This is a genomic window from Anaerofustis stercorihominis DSM 17244, assembly GCF_000154825.1.
GTDB lineage: Bacteria > Bacillota > Clostridia > Eubacteriales > Anaerofustaceae > Anaerofustis > Anaerofustis stercorihominis.
In genome coordinates this window covers 151,360-168,573 of sequence record NZ_DS560019.1, presented here as the reverse complement: position 1 = coordinate 168,573, position 17,214 = coordinate 151,360, and the positions used below count along the sequence as shown (strand labels likewise).

At 36.5% G+C, this 17,214-nt stretch carries 15 protein-coding genes; 8 read left to right on the top strand and 7 right to left on the bottom strand.

Features of this window, described 5'->3' with window-relative positions; all coding sequences use genetic code 11:
• Positions 1-5 precede the first annotated feature (5 nt).
• The 7 genes from rbfA (at position 6) to ANASTE_RS05405 (ending at position 5,466) form a co-directional block, all read left to right on the top strand.
• Entirely contained in the window at positions 6-371 is a 366-nt protein-coding gene (gene rbfA / locus ANASTE_RS05435; RefSeq protein ID WP_007049970.1) for a 30S ribosome-binding factor RbfA, read from the top strand.
• On the top strand, positions 361-1,296 hold the full coding sequence (locus tag ANASTE_RS05430; protein WP_039945181.1) for a DHH family phosphoesterase: 936 nt from the start codon (positions 361-363) through the stop codon (positions 1,294-1,296). Before rbfA ends, ANASTE_RS05430 begins: the two co-directional genes overlap by 11 nt.
• Positions 1,297-2,205: a tRNA pseudouridine(55) synthase TruB gene (gene truB / locus ANASTE_RS05425; protein WP_007049968.1), complete on the top strand. Its 909-nt coding sequence runs from the start codon at positions 1,297-1,299 to the stop codon at positions 2,203-2,205.
• 3 nt (positions 2,206-2,208) lie between these two features.
• Entirely contained in the window at positions 2,209-3,123 is a 915-nt protein-coding gene (locus ANASTE_RS05420; RefSeq protein ID WP_007049967.1) for a bifunctional riboflavin kinase/FAD synthetase, read from the top strand.
• A gap of 148 nt (positions 3,124-3,271) precedes the next feature.
• On the top strand, positions 3,272-4,045 hold the full coding sequence (locus ANASTE_RS05415) for a transporter substrate-binding domain-containing protein (protein WP_007049966.1): 774 nt from the start codon (positions 3,272-3,274) through the stop codon (positions 4,043-4,045).
• Positions 4,046-4,076: 31 nt separating this feature from the next.
• Positions 4,077-4,745 (top strand): amino acid ABC transporter permease, encoded by a 669-nt coding sequence (locus ANASTE_RS05410; RefSeq protein ID WP_007049965.1) that lies wholly within the window; start codon positions 4,077-4,079, stop codon positions 4,743-4,745.
• A complete protein-coding gene (locus ANASTE_RS05405; RefSeq protein ID WP_007049964.1) occupies positions 4,738-5,466 on the top strand; it encodes an amino acid ABC transporter ATP-binding protein in 729 nt (242 codons plus the stop codon). Before ANASTE_RS05410 ends, ANASTE_RS05405 begins: the two co-directional genes overlap by 8 nt.
• Before the next feature lie 27 nt (positions 5,467-5,493).
• Here the strand turns inward: ANASTE_RS05405 and rsgA are convergent, their stop codons facing one another.
• Positions 5,494-6,570: a ribosome small subunit-dependent GTPase A gene (gene rsgA / locus ANASTE_RS05400; protein WP_007049963.1), complete on the bottom strand. Its 1,077-nt coding sequence runs from the start codon at positions 6,568-6,570 to the stop codon at positions 5,494-5,496.
• A gap of 560 nt (positions 6,571-7,130) precedes the next feature.
• Between rsgA and ANASTE_RS05395 the strand changes: the two genes are divergently transcribed.
• Entirely contained in the window at positions 7,131-9,263 is a 2,133-nt protein-coding gene (locus tag ANASTE_RS05395; protein WP_007049962.1) for a leucine-rich repeat domain-containing protein, read from the top strand.
• Positions 9,264-9,665: 402 nt separating this feature from the next.
• Here ANASTE_RS05395 and ANASTE_RS05390 read toward each other — a convergent pair whose 3' ends face one another.
• The 6 genes from ANASTE_RS05390 to ANASTE_RS05365 form a co-directional block, all read right to left on the bottom strand.
• Positions 9,666-10,484, bottom strand: coding sequence for a ClpP family protease (locus ANASTE_RS05390; protein WP_007049961.1), 819 nt, complete (start codon positions 10,482-10,484; stop codon positions 9,666-9,668).
• Between the two features lie 84 nt (positions 10,485-10,568).
• Positions 10,569-11,759: an aspartate kinase gene (gene dapG / locus ANASTE_RS05385; RefSeq protein ID WP_007049960.1), complete on the bottom strand. Its 1,191-nt coding sequence runs from the start codon at positions 11,757-11,759 to the stop codon at positions 10,569-10,571.
• 25 nt (positions 11,760-11,784) lie between these two features.
• Complete coding sequence (locus tag ANASTE_RS05380; RefSeq protein ID WP_007049959.1) at positions 11,785-12,024, bottom strand: YlmC/YmxH family sporulation protein; 240 nt, start codon at positions 12,022-12,024, stop codon at positions 11,785-11,787.
• A 471-nt stretch (positions 12,025-12,495) separates the two neighbouring features.
• Positions 12,496-13,965 carry a stage IV sporulation protein A gene (gene spoIVA, locus ANASTE_RS05375; RefSeq protein WP_007049958.1) on the bottom strand — a complete coding sequence of 490 codons (1,470 nt, stop codon included), beginning with the start codon at positions 13,963-13,965 and terminating at the stop codon, positions 12,496-12,498.
• 61 nt (positions 13,966-14,026) lie between these two features.
• Positions 14,027-15,346 carry a ribosome biogenesis GTPase Der gene (gene der / locus ANASTE_RS05370; RefSeq protein WP_007049957.1) on the bottom strand — a complete coding sequence of 440 codons (1,320 nt, stop codon included), beginning with the start codon at positions 15,344-15,346 and terminating at the stop codon, positions 14,027-14,029.
• 11 nt (positions 15,347-15,357) lie between these two features.
• A complete protein-coding gene (locus tag ANASTE_RS05365) occupies positions 15,358-17,106 on the bottom strand; it encodes an Rqc2 family fibronectin-binding protein (RefSeq protein WP_007049956.1) in 1,749 nt (582 codons plus the stop codon).
• Between the last annotated feature and the right edge of the window lie 108 nt (positions 17,107-17,214).

Genomic DNA, 17,214 nt, shown 5'->3' with positions numbered 1-17,214 from the left:
TTTAAATGGGATACAGGATTGAAAGAGTAAACGAGCTTATCAAGAACGAACTGTCGCTTTTGATAGAGCTTGAACTCAATGACCCAAGGCTTAAGGAAGCCATAATAAGCGTAGTGAGAGTAAAAGCCACTCCCGATTTGAAATACGCCAAGGTATATGTAAGCGTAATGGGCGAAAATAATAAGAAAGAGGAGATTATAGGAGTTTTGGATAAAGCTAAAGGATTTCTTCGTAAATCCATAGCCAAAGTTTTGAATACTAGGAATACTCCCGAACTCATCTTTGAATTGGATAATTCTTTGGATTATGCAATGCATATTGACGAAGTTTTAGCCGGTTTAGACATTAAAGACGATGAATATGATAGATAAATTTATAAAAAAACTTGAAAGCTATAATTCTTTTTTGATAATAACACATGAAAACCCGGACGGTGATGCTCTGGGTTCTTCTGTTGCTCTTAAAAGGACATTGGAACTTATTGGCAAAGAGGTGGATCTGTATGCTCAAACACCTATCCCCGTAAATCTCGAAGATTTGATAAAAGAGAGTGATATAACTTCTCTCGATGATCTAAAGACGGGATATGACGTTTGTTTGTGCCTCGACTGTTCCAGCGAGGATTATCTTTTCGGAGGGAACCTAAAAAACCTCTGCGGGGATATGATCGTTATCGACCACCACGTTACAAACAGCCGTTACGGAGATATAAACATGGTAAGCGAAAAGGCTTCCGCTACCGGAGAACTTATATTTATGATAAGCTCTGCAATACTCGGTACAATACCTAAGTATATCGCAAGCCTGTTATACGTTGCCATATCTACGGACACCGGAAGTTTTTCTTATTCAAACACTACTCCCGCCACTCACATAATAGGAGCTAAGCTTTTGAAATGCGGCGTTGAGCAGGGTAAATTAAGCGAAATGGTGAAGCTCAAAGATATCACCAGCTTATTTGTAAGGAAAAAATCTTTGGAGAGCATTTACGCTTTCAAGGAAAATCAAATCCTTGTTATGGTGCTTGATGATGAGAACATCAATGGTGAAACGGATACCGAAGGGCTCATAGACGCCATAAGATATATCAAAGGCTGTAAAGTCGCTGCGTTGGTTAAGAGGATAGATGATGAGAGCTTCAAAGTTTCCCTTAGAAGCGGAGGATCGGAAGTTGACGTGTCGAATATCGCTCATCACTACGGAGGCGGCGGACATAAAAAGGCTGCGGGCTTTACCTTCAAAGGAAGCAAAAATGAGATTTTGACTATCATAAAAGATATTGATTTAGAGGTTTAAATGTTAAACGGCGTAATTTGCATAAATAAAGAACAGGACATGACAAGCCACGATGTGTGCTTTAAAGTAAGAAAAATACTGGGTACAAAGAAAGTCGGACATAGCGGTACATTAGACCCTATGGCGGAAGGTGTGATGGGTGTTTTGGTAGGCAGGAGCACTAAGCTTTCAAGCTATATAACAAGCTTTGATAAAGAGTATATAGCCGGTATAAAGTTCGGCAAAGACTCTGACAGCTACGATATATGGACGGATATGAAAGATGTGCCCATACCCGATTTTACCAAGAAAGATTTTAAAAAAGTCATAAATCGTTTTGTGGGGGATATAACTCAGACCCCGCCCATTTATTCTGCAATAAAAGTAAAAGGAAAACCTTTATATAAATACGCACTCAAAGGGGAGGAAGTAGAAATACCTTCAAGAGAAGTCTGTATAGACAGTATAGAAATCATAGAAACAAACCTTCCTTACAGTGCAAAAATAAAGGTCTCATGCTCAAAAGGGACTTATATAAGAAGCCTTATACACGATATAGGCGTATCACTCGGTACTTCTGCCGTCATGAATAGCTTGGTCAGGACGAAAAACGGGGTGCTTAACATCGAGGACAGCATTACATTATCAAATCTTGAAGACAAAGTAAAATCGGGCAGAGTGGATGAAGTGATAAAGCGTGACGATTACTTCCTTACGGATATACATAGGGTGGACGTAAATCCATCAAGCGGTAAAATACTTCTTAACGGGAATGGTCTTATAAAGAAAAATCTCATAACTCCCACCGATGATATAAAACCCGGGACTACAGTGAGATTATATCTTGAAGATAAATTCATAGGGCTTGGGAAAAAGACAGACGAAGAAGGTATTTTAATAAGACCGATAAAGATATTATATGGGGAATAAACAATGAAGATAGTACATTCTTTTGACGCAGTAGATAAAAATGAACCATTATCTTTGGCATTCGGATACTTTGACGGTATCCATCTGGGTCACAGAAAAATAATCGAAGAAAATAATAAAGACTTAAAGAACTGTGTGGTAACATTCGATAAACATCCCATGGATCTCATAAACAAGGACAAGTCTCCCAAAATGCTCATGACCATGGAAGAAAAGGAAGGATACCTTGAAAAAATGGGTGTGGATTATTTGTTTATAATCCATTTCGATTCCAATTTTATGAACCTTACCGACAGGCAGTTCATAAGTCTCGTGATAGACAATGTAAACATGAAAAAAATGAAAGTCGGTTTCAATTACCATTTCGGTAAAAACGGAAGAGGGAACGCCGACTTCTTAAGAAAGGTTTCAAAGGAAGAGGGCTTTGAACTCGAAGTAGTCGATGAATATAAAATAGACGATGAGAGAGTCTGCTCCACTGCCATAAGAAACCTCATATACGAAGGAAATATCAGTAAGGCAAATAAGTTTTTGGGAAGACCTTATTCCATTACGGGAAAAGTCGTGGAAGGAAAACATCTCGGCAAACAAATAGGTATACCCACGGCAAATATTTTCCCCGACCCCGTAAAAGCTATACCCAAAAGGGGAGTGTATGTAACAAGAGTTACCATAGATGATGAAATATATTATGGGATAAGCAATGTAGGGATAAATCCCACGTTTAACGAAGAGCCGAAAGTAGAAACAAATATATTCGATTTCGACGGGGATATATACGGTAAAGAAATAAAGGTGGAATTCCTCGAATTCGAAAGAGAAGAAAGAGCTTTTGAAAGTATCGACGAACTTAAGAAGACAATTGAAAAAAGTATAAAGTTCGGAAGAGATTATATAGCTCATAAACTTAATTATTAAAAAAAGACTTAGAGCAAATTGACTTTTTATTTAATTTAATAAAAAGAAACAAAAAATTTACTTTATTTACTAAAAGTATTGGTAAAATGGGGCTTATAAGTTATAATAGAATTAATATTCTATATTCTAATGTTAAAGGAGGAAAGAAATGAAAAAAGGAAAGAGAATTTTAGCGTGTATATTAGCGGTAGGTTTGATAGTAGGACTTGCGGGATGCGGTTCTAAATCAGACTCAAAGGGTGGCGATAAATCTTACATAATCGCGACCGACACAACATTCGCACCGTTCGAATTCACAGATGATAAGAATAACTTTACGGGTATTGATGTTGATATCTTATCTGCAATAGCAAAAGACCAAGGTTTTGACTATGAACTTCAATCTTTGGGTTTTGATGCTGCGGTTGCGGCTTTGGAATCAGGTCAGGCTGACGGAGTTATAGCGGGGATGAGTATTACAGACGAAAGAGCAAAAAAATACGACTTTTCCGATGCTTATTACGATTCAGGCGTAGTTATGGCTATCAAGGCTGATGACAGCTCAATCAAAAGCTATGAAGATTTGAATGGCAAGAAAGTTGCTTGCAAGACAGGTACCGAAGGTGCTACATTCGCAGAATCTATCAAAGACAAATACGGATTTGAAATAGCATATTTCAAAGATTCTCCAAAGATGTACGAAGACGTTAAGACAGGTAATACCGTAGCATGTTTTGAAGATTATCCTGTTATGGGTTACGGTATCAGCCAAGGCAACGGACTTAAAATGGTAACAGATATGGAAAAAGGTTCTTCTTACGGATTTGCCGTTCTTAAAGGAAAGAACGCAGAACTTCTTAAAATGTTTGATGAAGGTTTAAAGAACATTAAAGCAAGCGGAGAATATCAAAAAATATTAGATAAATATATTGCTAACAAATAGTAATAAATAAACAATTAGTTGGAGTGATTTAATGAATTTTTTAGAAGTCTTTTCCGGTGCAACGCCTCTTCTTTTGGAAGGGCTTGCGATGACAGTACAAATTACTATAATATCATTAATAATAGCGTTTTTCTTAGGGCTTTTTTCATGCGTGATGGGAATTTCCAGCTTTAAGCCTTTCAAAGCCATTTCTAAATTTTATCTATGGCTTATCAGAGGGACTCCTCTTTTGGTACAATGTTTCTTTGTATACTTCGGTCTTCCTCAGCTCATACAGTCTTTCGGTATAGATTTCAGACTAACCGCATATTCTGCGGGCATCATAACACTTTCTTTAAATGCCGGTGCTTATATGTCTGAAATATTCAGAGGCGGTATCCAAGCGGTGGATAAAGGACAAATGGAAGCGGCAAGAAGTCTCGGACTACCTAAAGGCAGAGCCATGATAAAGGTTATTTTACCCCAAGCACTAAAAATATGTATACCTTCACTTGTAAACCAATTTATTATTACACTAAAGGATACATCTATTATTTCTACCATAAGTTTAGCGGAAGTCGTTTATGCCGCTAATATTTATATCGGTAGGACAATGAATTCTTTTGCTACTTGGACTCTTGTCGGACTTATGTATCTAGTCGTTGTTACCCTACTTTCTTCGCTTTCTAATTATATTGAAAGGAGAATAAGTAATGAGTAAATTAAGAGTGACGGATTTACATAAATCCTTTAAAAAGTTAGAAGTATTAAAAGGCATTGATCTTGAAATCACGGAAGGGGAAGTGGTTTGTATTATCGGACCTTCGGGTTCGGGGAAAAGTACTTTTCTAAGATGTTTAAATTTATTGGAAGTTCCGACTAAAGGCGAAATTGAGATTGATGATCAGTTAATTACAGACAAGAAAAATGATATTAACAAAATGAGAGAAAATATAGGAATGGTATTCCAGCAATTCAATCTTTTCCCTCATTTGACGGTAAAGAAAAATATAATGCTTGCTCCCGTGGATCTGAAACTTAAAACTGCGGAGGAAGCGGAAAAGAAAGCTTACGAACTACTGGATAGAGTAGGCTTAAGAGAAAAAGCCGATGTTTATCCAAAGAAGCTTTCCGGAGGTCAGCAACAAAGGGTAGCTATAGCGAGAGCTCTTGCAATGGAGCCTGATATAATGATGTTCGATGAACCTACATCTGCCCTTGACCCTGAAATGGTAGGGGAAGTTCTGGGTGTTATGAAGGAACTTGCCGCACAGGGTATGACAATGGTTATCGTAACTCATGAAATCGGATTTGCCCGAGAAGTTGCGGACAGGGTGATTTTTATGGACGAAGGCGTTATCATAGAACAAGGACCGCCTAAAGAAGTAATAAACAACCCTCAAAATCAAAGAACGAAAGACTTTTTAAATAAAGTTTTATAATAAAAAAGACCACATAAGTGGTCTTTTTTATTTTCTTTTATCTTTGTCTTTTAAATATTTTCTTGCTTTCTTCATTCCTCCGACGCTTTTAAACATCTGATTTAATTTTTCTTTTTCTATTTCCTTGGAATTAAGCCCTGCGTATTTATTTTCTCTTTTTATTTTTTCGTAGTTCTCATATCTTCTTAAATCCAAAGTTCCCTTTTCAATCGCTTCTCTTACTTTACATCCGGGTTCTCCCGTGTGAGTACAGTCTGAGAACTTACATTTTGAAATGAGTTCTTCGATATCTTCAAATCCTCTCGATGTTTCGGCAAAGCCCGTTCCCAGTTCTCTCATTCCCGGGGTATCTATCACTATGCCTCCGTCCTTCAGTAATATCAAATCTCTGGTTGTGGTGGTGTGTCTTCCCTTATCATCATTTCTAAGCCCGGAAGTCTTTATTATCTCTCTGCCCAGCAGATGATTTATTATGGTCGATTTCCCCACGCCCGAAGAACCTATGAATGCGCCTGTAATACCCGGCTTTAAATATTCATATATTTTTTCATAAGAACTCTCGTCTTTGTTTGTTGTAAGGATTATATCGTCTGTGAAAGTGACGGAAGTTACCTCATTCAGGATATTATCTATGTTTTCGGACAAGTCGGATTTCGTTAGGATTATTACCGGCTTTGCTCCGCTGTCCCAAGAAAGGGTCATGTATCTTTCCAGCCTGTTTATATTATAGTCGTTGTTTAAAGCCATGCAAATAAATATAATATCGACGTTTGAAGCAACTATCTGCATTTCTTTTTTAGAACCTGCGGCACTTCTTTTAAATACGCTTTTTCTGTCAAGCACGCGGTGTATAACGGAAGTTTCACCTTTTTTTCTGAAGCCGTCAGTCATGACATAGTCGCCGACTGCGGGATAGTCCGATGCATGGTATGCCTCATTCATAAATTTTCCCGATACCTTTGCCAGACATTCGCCCTCTTCCATGATTATCTTATAAATCCCTTTATACTGAGAAATCACTCTTGCAAGTTTTAAATCTTTATATTCTTTTGCTAACGTTAAAAACCTTTCGTCAGCACCGTATTTTGTTAAACTATTATTCATTTTTTATTACCTCCTTATTATTGTTCCAATGGAGGTATCATGTATTATGTTATTTTACACATACCTCCGTGTATAACACAATATCCGTTTTGATTACTGTTTTAAACATAAAAAAGTATCTCCTTTCTTTCAAATGTTTTTATATTATAACATATATCTCTCATTTTTATACAAAAAAAATCGGGGCACTACGCCTCACTGCGTGAGATTCCGCGCCCCTAACTTAATTCACTATCTATCAACCCTATATTCTAAAAATCTTATTTTTATCAAAACAAAACTCTCACGTCTCACTTTTTTATCTTAACGATTAAATACCCTATAAAAGTTTCAAAAACAGTAAAAAATACCAAAAATTTCTATAAAAAGGTGTACTTTTTGTAACATTTGTGCTATACTCAAAACGTATTGTAATAATATAAGAAATCACATATAACGACACATTATTATTACATGTAAACAATTATTTGTAATAAAATCTATATATTACAGATTTCTTATCTACGTTACAAAAAGTACGATTTTTGATATTATTGTCGAAAAATAAAGGGGAGTTAGAAATGAAGAGTAAGAGATTACTGGCAGTAATGCTGAGCGGGTTTATGGTGTTAGGAAGCATGACACCTGTGTTTGCCGAAGAATTAAAGAATGAAAACACGAAGGACAATGCCGTAGTAAGCGAAGAACAACAGGGAACTGACGTAAATAGCAGCGAAGAAGTTAAGACTAACGATGAAGCTGTAACAGATAAAGTTAATGAAGATAAAACATCAGAGAATGTGAAAGCGGAAGAAAATACTTCTTCAAATGAGCCTTCTAAAACGGTTAAGTCGTCTTCAAAGACATCTAAGGCAGTGGTTACGGGTCAATTTGATGAAACAACAGGGTTTAAATTCAGTTATGATGAGGATACAAAGGAAGCGGCGCTTACGGGTGTCGGTACTTTTAGTGCTACAGAAGAAAGCTTTACCGTACCAAGGGAAGTAAACGTTGCGGGAAGTGATGAAAAATATACAGTAACGTCTATTGAAACAGGTGCTTTTTTCGATGAGGCTCCTTTTGCTTCAATAAAATATCTGACAATACCTAAAAATATTGAATTTGTTGGATTTGCATCTTTTGGGGAAGCTTTTAAAAATGTAGAAACAGTGACCTTTGAAGAGGGGAGTCATTTAAAAGAAATAGGTTCAGGTGCTTTTTGCTATTTATCTAAAATAAAGAGTATAACGATACCAAAGTCAGTAGAAAAAATAGACTACAATACTTTTTCTGGTTGTTCGTCTTTATCTTCCTTTGAATTTGAAGAAGGCAGTGCTTTAAAGTCTTTGGGAAGTAGTGGTGCTGTTTTTGACGAATGTCCTAACTTAACTTCAATAGTATTACCTAAAAGCTTGGAAGTTTTAGCTGGATTTAAATCCAGTAGTATTACAAGTATAGCTTTTGAAGAAGGCTCAAAGATTAAAACTATTGCAAATTATGCTTTCAGTGGGTCTAAAATAACCGAAATAACTATACCAAAATCTGTAGAGTCTATAGGTGACAGCGCTTTTTCAGATTGTTCCGATTTAACTTCCATTACTTTTGAAAAGGGCAGTGCATTGACTTCAATAGGGTTTAAGACATTTTCTGACTCCGGGATCAAAAGTATAACCATTCCCAAAAACGTTACCACTTTGGGTTCAAGTGCTTTTTCAGGTTGTTCTGCTTTGGAAATGATTGATACCGAAGAAGGAAGTGCTTTAACTTCAATAAATTATATATCATCCGGTGATTGTGATAATTTAAAGACTATCAGGATGACGAGTCCTAACATTACATCTGTTGATAGTGATTTAGGTGAAAAAGGTAACGGTTCAAAGATAAACGGATTTACCATAATAGCTCATAAAGGCTCCGCGGCTTCAAAGAGTGCATTATATCAATACTATGAAGATAATAATGATGGTTCTTGGGTATTTAAAACCGACGGCATATGCCACGGATCGGATGAAGTGGCGTCGACGAGAGTTGAACCTACATGTTTGACCCCAGGAAGTGTTACATATCAAGCTGGAACATGCGAATGCGGGAATGAAGTAAGCGAACAAGTCAGTGTTGTACTTCCCGTAAGCAGAACTCATGATTATAAAGATATTACAGATAAAGAAGCTACATGTACGGTCAAGGGAAGCAAACACAGAGAATGCAGTGTATGCGGGGATAAAGAAGACGGTTCCGATGTAGATATACCAATGCTTGCTCATACTTATGCAGAAATAATAGACACACCTGCAACATGTACTGAAGAGGGAAGTAAGCATTCAGAGTGCAGTGTTTGTAACACTAAAAAAGAAAATTCAGATGAGAAAATAGGAGTTTTACCTCATACTTTTGATAAAGAAGTGGTAGACAAGGAAGCTACATATACAGAAGAAGGAAGTAAGCATACAGAGTGCAGCGTCTGCGGTACTAAAAAAGAAGGTTCAGATGTCGTTATCCCAAAGATCGTAAAAGAAGAAGATAAGAATAATAATAACAATGGCGACTCAACATCAAACGGAAGTACCGTGACAAAGACAGGAAGTGATAAAACAGCGGTAAATAATCCTCAGACTTCTGATGAAATGAATATGGTTTTATATGCCCTATTGTCTTTTGTGTCTTTGGGAGCGGTAAGTACCGTGGGATATAAAATCAAGAAGAGGAATATCTAATTAGTAAAAAAGATAAATAATTAACTAAGATTTATATATAAAAGAAATGTTCAATCAACTTATATATAAGAATAAATAAGATATTTAATCAGTTAAGATATAAAAATAAAAATATATATAAGCTAGAGATGTAAAATAAATATGTACATATTTATTTGAAAAAGTTACCCGGATGATTTCACTCAGCAGAAATCATCTTGATATAAAGGTAAGATTTAAAACACCGATCCTAAAAAAGACCCTACCCCGATGGGTCTTTTTTAGTTCCATGTTTGTTTTATAGTTTATATCTTGTTTAAAGATTTTGTTAGTATGGTAAAGTGTGGGGATTAATAAGAAATTTTGTTAGAAGTACTTGTTAGGGGCGCGGATTCTGCCGAAGGCAGGCATAGTGCCCCGAGATTATTTACCTCCGTTATCCTCTTTTTTGTTGTTTTTACTGCTGCCCTTGCTTTTCTTAGTGCTGTTTTTGTTTTTATCTTCTTTGCTTTTGCACTTTTCATGTTCGTATTCTCTGATAAGTTCAAATAATTTGTTCCTTGCATCGCTAAGAGAACCTACAGCATCAATAAGTCCTATTTCAACCGCTTGTTCTCCCACAAGGACCGAACCCATATCATTTACCAGCTCATCGGTATTTAGCATTATTTTATTGAATAACTCCTTATCCACATTGGAATGTTCCACTACGAATTCCGTTATCCTTTCCTGCATTTTTTGGAAGTACAGAAAACTTTGAAGTACTCCTATCACAAGTCCCGTAGTCCTTATCGGATGTATCATCATAGTAGCTGTCGGAACGATAAATGAATAGCTTCCGCTTACCGCAAGAGGTACTCCTATGCTGTGACTCCCTCCGAGGACTAATGTAACGCATGGTTTGCTCATTCCCGAAATAAGTTCGGATATAGCAAGCCCCGCTTCCACATCTCCTCCCATTGTGTTTAAAATGAGAAGCACTCCTTTTATTTCGTCTTTTTCTTCCACGTCAATTATCATCGGGATTATATGTTCGTACTTAGTGGATTTTTTCGGAGAACCCGCTTCTATATGACCTTCTATTTCTCCGATAATGCTTATAGTCTGTATCCCGCTGTTATATCCGTCGTTCAGCTGTCCAAGCTCTTTTAATCTGTTCAGAGTTTCATCGTCAAAATCAGATTCGTGAGATAAATCAAAGTCTTCTTGATTGTTCATTTTTAATTCGTCTTTATTTTTCATTATATTTCCTTTCAAACAAAATAAAATAAGAAAGAACTTTTGTCCTTTCTTATTTTTTCCTTTTATTTAAAATTTATGTAATTTTTATTTTATTAAATTTGTATGTAATACGTTAACCGCATCCTTTGCTTGTTTTGTATCAACAAGAACGGATACCGTAGTGCTTGAGTCGGAAGACTGATGTACAAAAATATTGTTTGAATAAAGTGCTGCGATTATTTTTGCGACTACTCCCGGAACACCTTTCATTCTTCCCATTATGGTTATCTTTGTAAATCCGTCGCAGATAGTGTATTCAAGACCTATCTTGGACATTACTTCGTCAACTACGTTTTGTTTATCCGTATCTATGATAAATGTTTTTCTGTCAGGGAAAATGTTTATCATGTCGATAGATATTTCTTTTTCCGCAAGTAAGTCGAATAGCTTGTCTTCTTTTTTAAGGTCGGTGAATTTGATATCTACCTGACTGCATCCGTCTATTTGTGTAACTGCAGAGAAATTCTTTTCGCTGTATATATCCTGAGAAACATCTTCTATCCTCGTTCCTCCGTAGTATCTTCCTTTTTGCGTATTTAAAATAGCAATCGGTACATCAGCTTTCATTGCGTATTCCACAGCTCTCGGATGAATTACTTTAGCTCCGTATTCCGCAAGCTGGAATACTTCGTCGTAATCAACGGTTTCTATGAGTTCCGCATTTTCAACTACTCTAGGGTCAGCTGTCATGACTCCGTCCACGTCTGTGTATATTTCAACCAAATCTGCGTTTAATGCCGCACCCAAAGCCGTAGCGGTAATGTCGCTTCCGCCTCTTCCTAGGGTAAGTATCTGTCCGCTTTTGCTCATTCCCTGAAATCCTGCGACTACGGGAACTACATCCTGATTTAAAAGTTCCATGAGTCTGTTCGTATCTATGTTGACGATCTTTCCGTCTCCGTAATTTTCATTAGTTACGATACCTGCTTGTCCGCCTGTAAGAGCTCTTGCATTTATGCCTTTTGCTCTTATTTCTTCGCTTACCACGACAGTAGTTATGATTTCTCCGCAGGTGGCAAGTAAGTCTTTGTTTCTGAGATTTGCTTTTTTCATATCGGGAAGAAGGCTTAACAGCGAATCGGTCGCATATGGTTCGGGTTTTCTTCCCATAGCGGAAACTACAATGATAGGTTTGAACCCGTCATCAATTGCGTCTATCATGTTCTTTATGATCATACTTCTTGATTTCGCGGTGTTTACACTGGTTCCGCCGTATTTTTGTACTATAATTTTCATATTTGGACCCCTATAACTAATATTATTATTTTTCTAAATTGACCATTATTGTATCCATCCCGATTTTTACTATACTGTCCCAAGGAATAGTTAAATATTCCACTTCTCCGGAAAAGAATTTTCTGGCTTTGCCTTGCGGAATTAATACTGCTTCTATTTTACCCTGTTTTTCATCTATTTTCAAGTCACAATTACCTAAAACCCCCAATTTTTCGCCGTTATTTATGTTTACAATTATCCTGTTCTTCAACTCTTCTAAATGCATATAACTCACCTCATTTATATATATGAAATAAGGTTTTGTTTTATAATAAAAATGATATTAAATAATCTAAAATTTTGTTACTAAAAAATATATTTAGTATTGTTAAAGGTTATAAAATCATTTTCAATTTGGTGGTATTTAAGTGATTTTATCTAAAAAAAACAATTTTTTTTTAATTTATTAGGTATAAAAATTTACTGAATTTCTTTTGAAAATTAAAAATATAGTGAAAAAGATATAGAATATTATCTATATATAAATATGAGCATCGTTATAATACATTTTTGTTATAATTTTCACGCAATAATTTAAATATTTAATTTAATTTCGGGGACAAACGTATCATGCTCATTACGTAAGGAAATATTGGACGTATCGTTATCTAAGGGGCGCGGAATCTGCCGAAGGCAGGCGTAGTGCCCCGAAAATCATTGTAGATAATAAAAAACCGCATTTCTGCGGTTTCCATTTTTATAACCAAAGAAGTATTATCCCGCCTTTGCCGGAATTTACGACCTTAGTAAGGGTCTTTTGGATTTTCATCTTATTGTCATCTTCTATTGAGATAAGTTTGTTTTGCATATTATCGCTTATCATATTTTTTAAATTACGTCCGAAGAATTCACTTTCCCATATCTTATCCTGATCGTTTTTGTATTCATCTATAAGCTTGTCGTAGAACACCTGACATTCTTCTTCTGAGCCTATTGTAGGGCTTACAGATGTTTCCACATCAGTGCATATGATATGAAGTGCCGGTGCACAAGCTTTTATTTTTACTCCGTGACGGGATGATTTACTTATCATTTCCGGTTCTTCAAGTTTATAATCTTCAAACTCCGGCATAACTACTCCGTATCCGCTGCTTCTTGCCAAAGACAGTGCCGATGCGATTTTTTCGTATTCTCTCTTTATTTGTGTCAAATCGGATACGAGTCCGAATAAGTCGGATTCTCCGTTTATTTCGATATCGTTCTTTTCGCTGAGAAGATCATAGAATGCACTGTTTTCAACTTTTACATCTACGTCAACGATACCGCTGCTTAAATCTATATTTGTAACTTCCATACCGAACTTATCAAAAGAAGAATTTTTAACTCCGAAAATGACCTTGTTCAAGGTATCGTTATCGTTGCTGTTCGATTTGATGAAATCATAAATATCATTATTTATAGTATTTTCTTCTCTTACCAAATCAAGCCATAGAGGAAGAGAATAATTGATTTCTTTTATAGGGAATTCAAACAATACATCTTTAAGAAGAGCTTCTATATCATCCAAAGTTATATTCATGACATCGAGAACTATGACCTTACACTCGTACTTTTCTTCAAGTTCCAAACCAAGGTCTCTCGTAGCCTTGCTGTTAGGCGTCGTAGTATTCAAAATGGTAACAAAAGGTTTATTTATTTCTTTAAGTTCGTTTATTACCTTTTCTTCCGCTTCTATGTAATTGTTTCTTTCGATACCGCTTATGCTCCCGTCGGTAGTCACAACTATACCTATAGTCGAATGTTTTTCAATTACTTTCTTCGTTCCGATTTCCGCCGCTTTTTTAAATGGCATAGGACTGTCTGACCAAGGGGTCCTGATCATTCTTTCTTCGTTTTCGTCCATGTCGCCTACGGCACCCGGGATAACATATCCCACGCAGTCTACGAGCCTTACATTCAAATTCACACCGCTGCCAAGGTTGATGTTAGCCGCAGTGTTGGGTACGAACTTCGGTTCGCACGTCATTATAGTTTTGCCGGAGCCGCTTTGAGGTAGTTCATCCACTGCTCTTTCTCTTTTAAATTTATTTTCGATATTAGGTATTACTAAAACGTCCATAAATTTTTTGATAAAAGTGGATTTTCCACTTCTAACCGGTCCCACCACTCCTAGATATATATCACTTCCTGTTCTTTTTGATATATCTTCGTATATTCCTAAATTCATAAGAAAACCTCCAAACTCAAGTATCTTACTTATACTTATTCGCCTGGAGGTAAAAATATCATTAATTTTCTTGTTTTTTTCTATAAATTAATTTTATCGGGCTTCCGAGGAAGGTAAAAGCTTCCCTGAGCTTGTTTGTAAGGTATCTGGAATATGCGTCCTGCTCCAGTTCCGGATCGTTTACGAAAATCACGAAAGTAGGAGGCGCCGTTGAAACCTGAGAAGTATAGAATATCTTCATCCTTCTCGTTCCTTTTGACGGAGGATTGTTCATCATGACCGCATCGCCCATTATTTCGTTTAAGAGTCCCGTTGTGATCCTCTTGCCGTACTCGGTCAATACTTCTTCTATAAGAGGCATTAATTTATGAGTCCTTTTCTTTTCCGTTGCACTGATAAATAATATAGGTGCGAAGTCAAGGAAATAAAGTGAACTCCTTACTTTCTTTTCCATGTCTTTCATGGTATTGGTTTCCTTTTCCACCAAGTCCCATTTGTTTATTACTATGATCACCGCTTTATATCTGTCTTTTATAAGTCCGGCTATCTTGACGTCCTGGTCTGTAACTCCTTCCATGGCGTCTATCATTAAAAGGCATATATCCGCTCTTTCTATGGCACCGATGGCTCTTATGGTAGAGTAATGTTCTATGTCGTCATATATCTTCGCTTTTCTTCTTATACCCGCTGTATCTATAAGGGTATAATTCTTCCCTTCATAATTGAATATGGTGTCTATGGCGTCTCTTGTCGTTCCGGAAATATTACTTACTATAACTCTGTTTTCACCGAGAAGCGTATTGACCAGGCTGGATTTTCCCGCATTCGGTTTCCCAACAACTGCAATTTTAGTCCTCTCTTCCTCTTCCACACCCTTTTTATTTTCGGGAAAGTGTTTTACCACTTCGTCAAGTAAATCTCCGAAACCGAGGGCATGCTCCGCACTTATCCCTATAGGCTCACCGAGGGCTAAATCGTAAAATTCGTATCTTAGATAATCTATATCGAAAGAGTCGATTTTATTTACCGCAAGGACGCATGGTTTCCCGCTTTTTCTTATCATCGTGGCAACTTCTCTGTCTGAAGCGGTAACTCCCGCTCTTCCGTCCACAACAAGGACTATTACGTCCGCCATATCTATTGCAAGATTTGCCTGTCTCTTCATTTGTTTTAATATGACATCATCGCTTTTAGGCTCTATCCCGCCGGTATCTATAAGGAAGAAACTGTTTCCCGACCAAGATGTATCTGTTATTATCCTGTCTCTGGTAACTCCGGGAGTATCCTCTACTATAGAAATCCTTTTTCCGGATATTTTATTGAAAAGCGTTGATTTTCCCGTGTTGGGTCTTCCTATTAATGCAACAAAAGGTTCTCTCATTTGTTTTCTCCTTAACTGCTTAGTTTATCTATCATTTTTATATCGTCTTCACTCAGCGTTACTTCCACTGTCTCGTTGTTTGTATATATCACTTTTCCTTCTTTCATCCCGCTGGGTTTCTTTACATATTTGATGTAAGCATAGTCCACGGGAACATTTGAAGAGTTCTTGGCTTTTGAATAATATACACAAAGTTTGCACGCCAGTTCCAATGCTTCATTTGAGTATGTTCCGTTATTTGTCCTTATTATAACATGAGAAGAGGGGATATCCTTGGTATGGACCCATAAATCCGTCTTAAAAGCAAATTTTCTCGTTAAATAATCATTATCCAGTGAATTTCTTCCCACGTATATTTCATATCCGTCGCTTGTGGTAAATTTAAGTTTCTTTACCTTTTTTAGATTGTGTTTCTTCTTTTTCTTCTTTATATATCCAAGCTCTTCCATGACGCTTTTTATATCCTCTACTTCCGGATAGGTCTTGGCTCTTTCCAGATAAAGAGACTGAGATTCGAGAAAATATACATTTTCTTCCCCGTCTTTTATAAGCTTTTCAAGGTGTTTCTTTGAATTTTCAAGCTTGGTGTATTTCTTGAAATACTTATTGGCGTTTTCGCTCGGAGAAAGAGCGGGGTTTAGAGATATCGTAATATCTTCGTATGGTTCTTTGAAGAAGTTTTGCACGGTTATGCTTTTATCTCCTTTTTTTATTAAATGAAGATTTGAAAGCAGAAGCTGTCCTTTTATATTGTATTTCTCGCTTCCTTCTGCTTTTTCAAGGTCTTTCCTCCTAAGCTCCAGCTTATGCTGTTCTCTCGCCAAAGAACGGTTTATAAGGTTATACACATCTTTATAAACTACCTTTAACCTGTTTAGCCTGTCTATATCGTGATAGTACGTATCTATCATTTTTGACGGCGTATCAAAGGTCATCTTTTCCATATCCTCGTATGAAGATATATCAATGCAGACATAATCTTTGTTATTCCCGTCTTTTCTGTATAAGTTATATTTTAGTCTTTCATCTAAACCGCTGAAATATTCTCTTATCCTCTTTATTATGTTTTCTATATCTTCTTTGCTCAGTTCGTTTACTCCCGCATTATTATCTATATCGAGTACGGAAGTGATTTCGCTGAAGATTATAGGGCTTATGCCGTTGAATGTACTCATCAGCGCACTCTTTAAAGTCCTGCCTGCGTTACTTTTTATATTGTCCGCCGCAACGAACTCATTGAAATCCAAAGGGTTCAGCCTATCTTTTGTCGGATATTCATAATCGATTTTGGGTATGACCTCTCTCATAAGCGGATTATCGGGTCTGATGTGTTTTATGGAATCTATTATTTTCCCGCTTTCGTCGTCAATCAAAATAAGGTTGGAATTCCTTCCCATTATTTCGGCTGTCAAAGTCAGGTTTTGATATTCTCCGAGAAGATTTATACTTTCAAAACGGATTTTTATTATCCTGTCGAATTCATATCCCTCTATATCGGTTATTACCGCTCCCGAAAGATATTTTCTAAGCAGCATACAAAAACCGTAAGGTTCGTTCATGGAAGCGTTGTAATCTTCTATAAAGTGCACCCTCGGAGTAGACGAGCCTGCGTTTATAAGTAACATTTGTTTGTCGCCGTCAAAAGTATGGAGGACTACTTCATACTTCGTGGGCATATATATTTTACTGACTTTACTTCCTTTGAGCTTACTGTTCAATTCTTTTATGATTGCGTAAGTTGTGATAGAATCAAAAGGCATTGTTTTCTCCTTACTTTTAGCATAGTCTAAATTATATATTAAAATTTATTTTATAGCAAACTATATGAAGAAAATAATTGATAAATAATACCTTTTGTTTTATAATTG

Coding starts and splice junctions, on each gene's coding strand:
- rbfA (WP_007049970.1), top strand. CDS start 6: ATGGGATACAGGATTGAAAGAGTAAACGAGCTTATCAAGAACGAACTG.
- ANASTE_RS05430 (WP_039945181.1), top strand. CDS start 361: ATGATAGATAAATTTATAAAAAAACTTGAAAGCTATAATTCTTTTTTG.
- truB (WP_007049968.1), top strand. CDS start 1,297: ATGTTAAACGGCGTAATTTGCATAAATAAAGAACAGGACATGACAAGC.
- ANASTE_RS05420 (WP_007049967.1), top strand. CDS start 2,209: ATGAAGATAGTACATTCTTTTGACGCAGTAGATAAAAATGAACCATTA.
- ANASTE_RS05415 (WP_007049966.1), top strand. CDS start 3,272: ATGAAAAAAGGAAAGAGAATTTTAGCGTGTATATTAGCGGTAGGTTTG.
- ANASTE_RS05410 (WP_007049965.1), top strand. CDS start 4,077: ATGAATTTTTTAGAAGTCTTTTCCGGTGCAACGCCTCTTCTTTTGGAA.
- ANASTE_RS05405 (WP_007049964.1), top strand. CDS start 4,738: ATGAGTAAATTAAGAGTGACGGATTTACATAAATCCTTTAAAAAGTTA.
- rsgA (WP_007049963.1), bottom strand. CDS start 6,570: ATGAATAATAGTTTAACAAAATACGGTGCTGACGAAAGGTTTTTAACG.
- ANASTE_RS05395 (WP_007049962.1), top strand. CDS start 7,131: ATGAAGAGTAAGAGATTACTGGCAGTAATGCTGAGCGGGTTTATGGTG.
- ANASTE_RS05390 (WP_007049961.1), bottom strand. CDS start 10,484: ATGAAAAATAAAGACGAATTAAAAATGAACAATCAAGAAGACTTTGAT.
- dapG (WP_007049960.1), bottom strand. CDS start 11,759: ATGAAAATTATAGTACAAAAATACGGCGGAACCAGTGTAAACACCGCG.
- ANASTE_RS05380 (WP_007049959.1), bottom strand. CDS start 12,024: ATGCATTTAGAAGAGTTGAAGAACAGGATAATTGTAAACATAAATAAC.
- spoIVA (WP_007049958.1), bottom strand. CDS start 13,965: ATGAATTTAGGAATATACGAAGATATATCAAAAAGAACAGGAAGTGAT.
- der (WP_007049957.1), bottom strand. CDS start 15,346: ATGAGAGAACCTTTTGTTGCATTAATAGGAAGACCCAACACGGGAAAA.
- ANASTE_RS05365 (WP_007049956.1), bottom strand. CDS start 17,106: ATGCCTTTTGATTCTATCACAACTTACGCAATCATAAAAGAATTGAAC.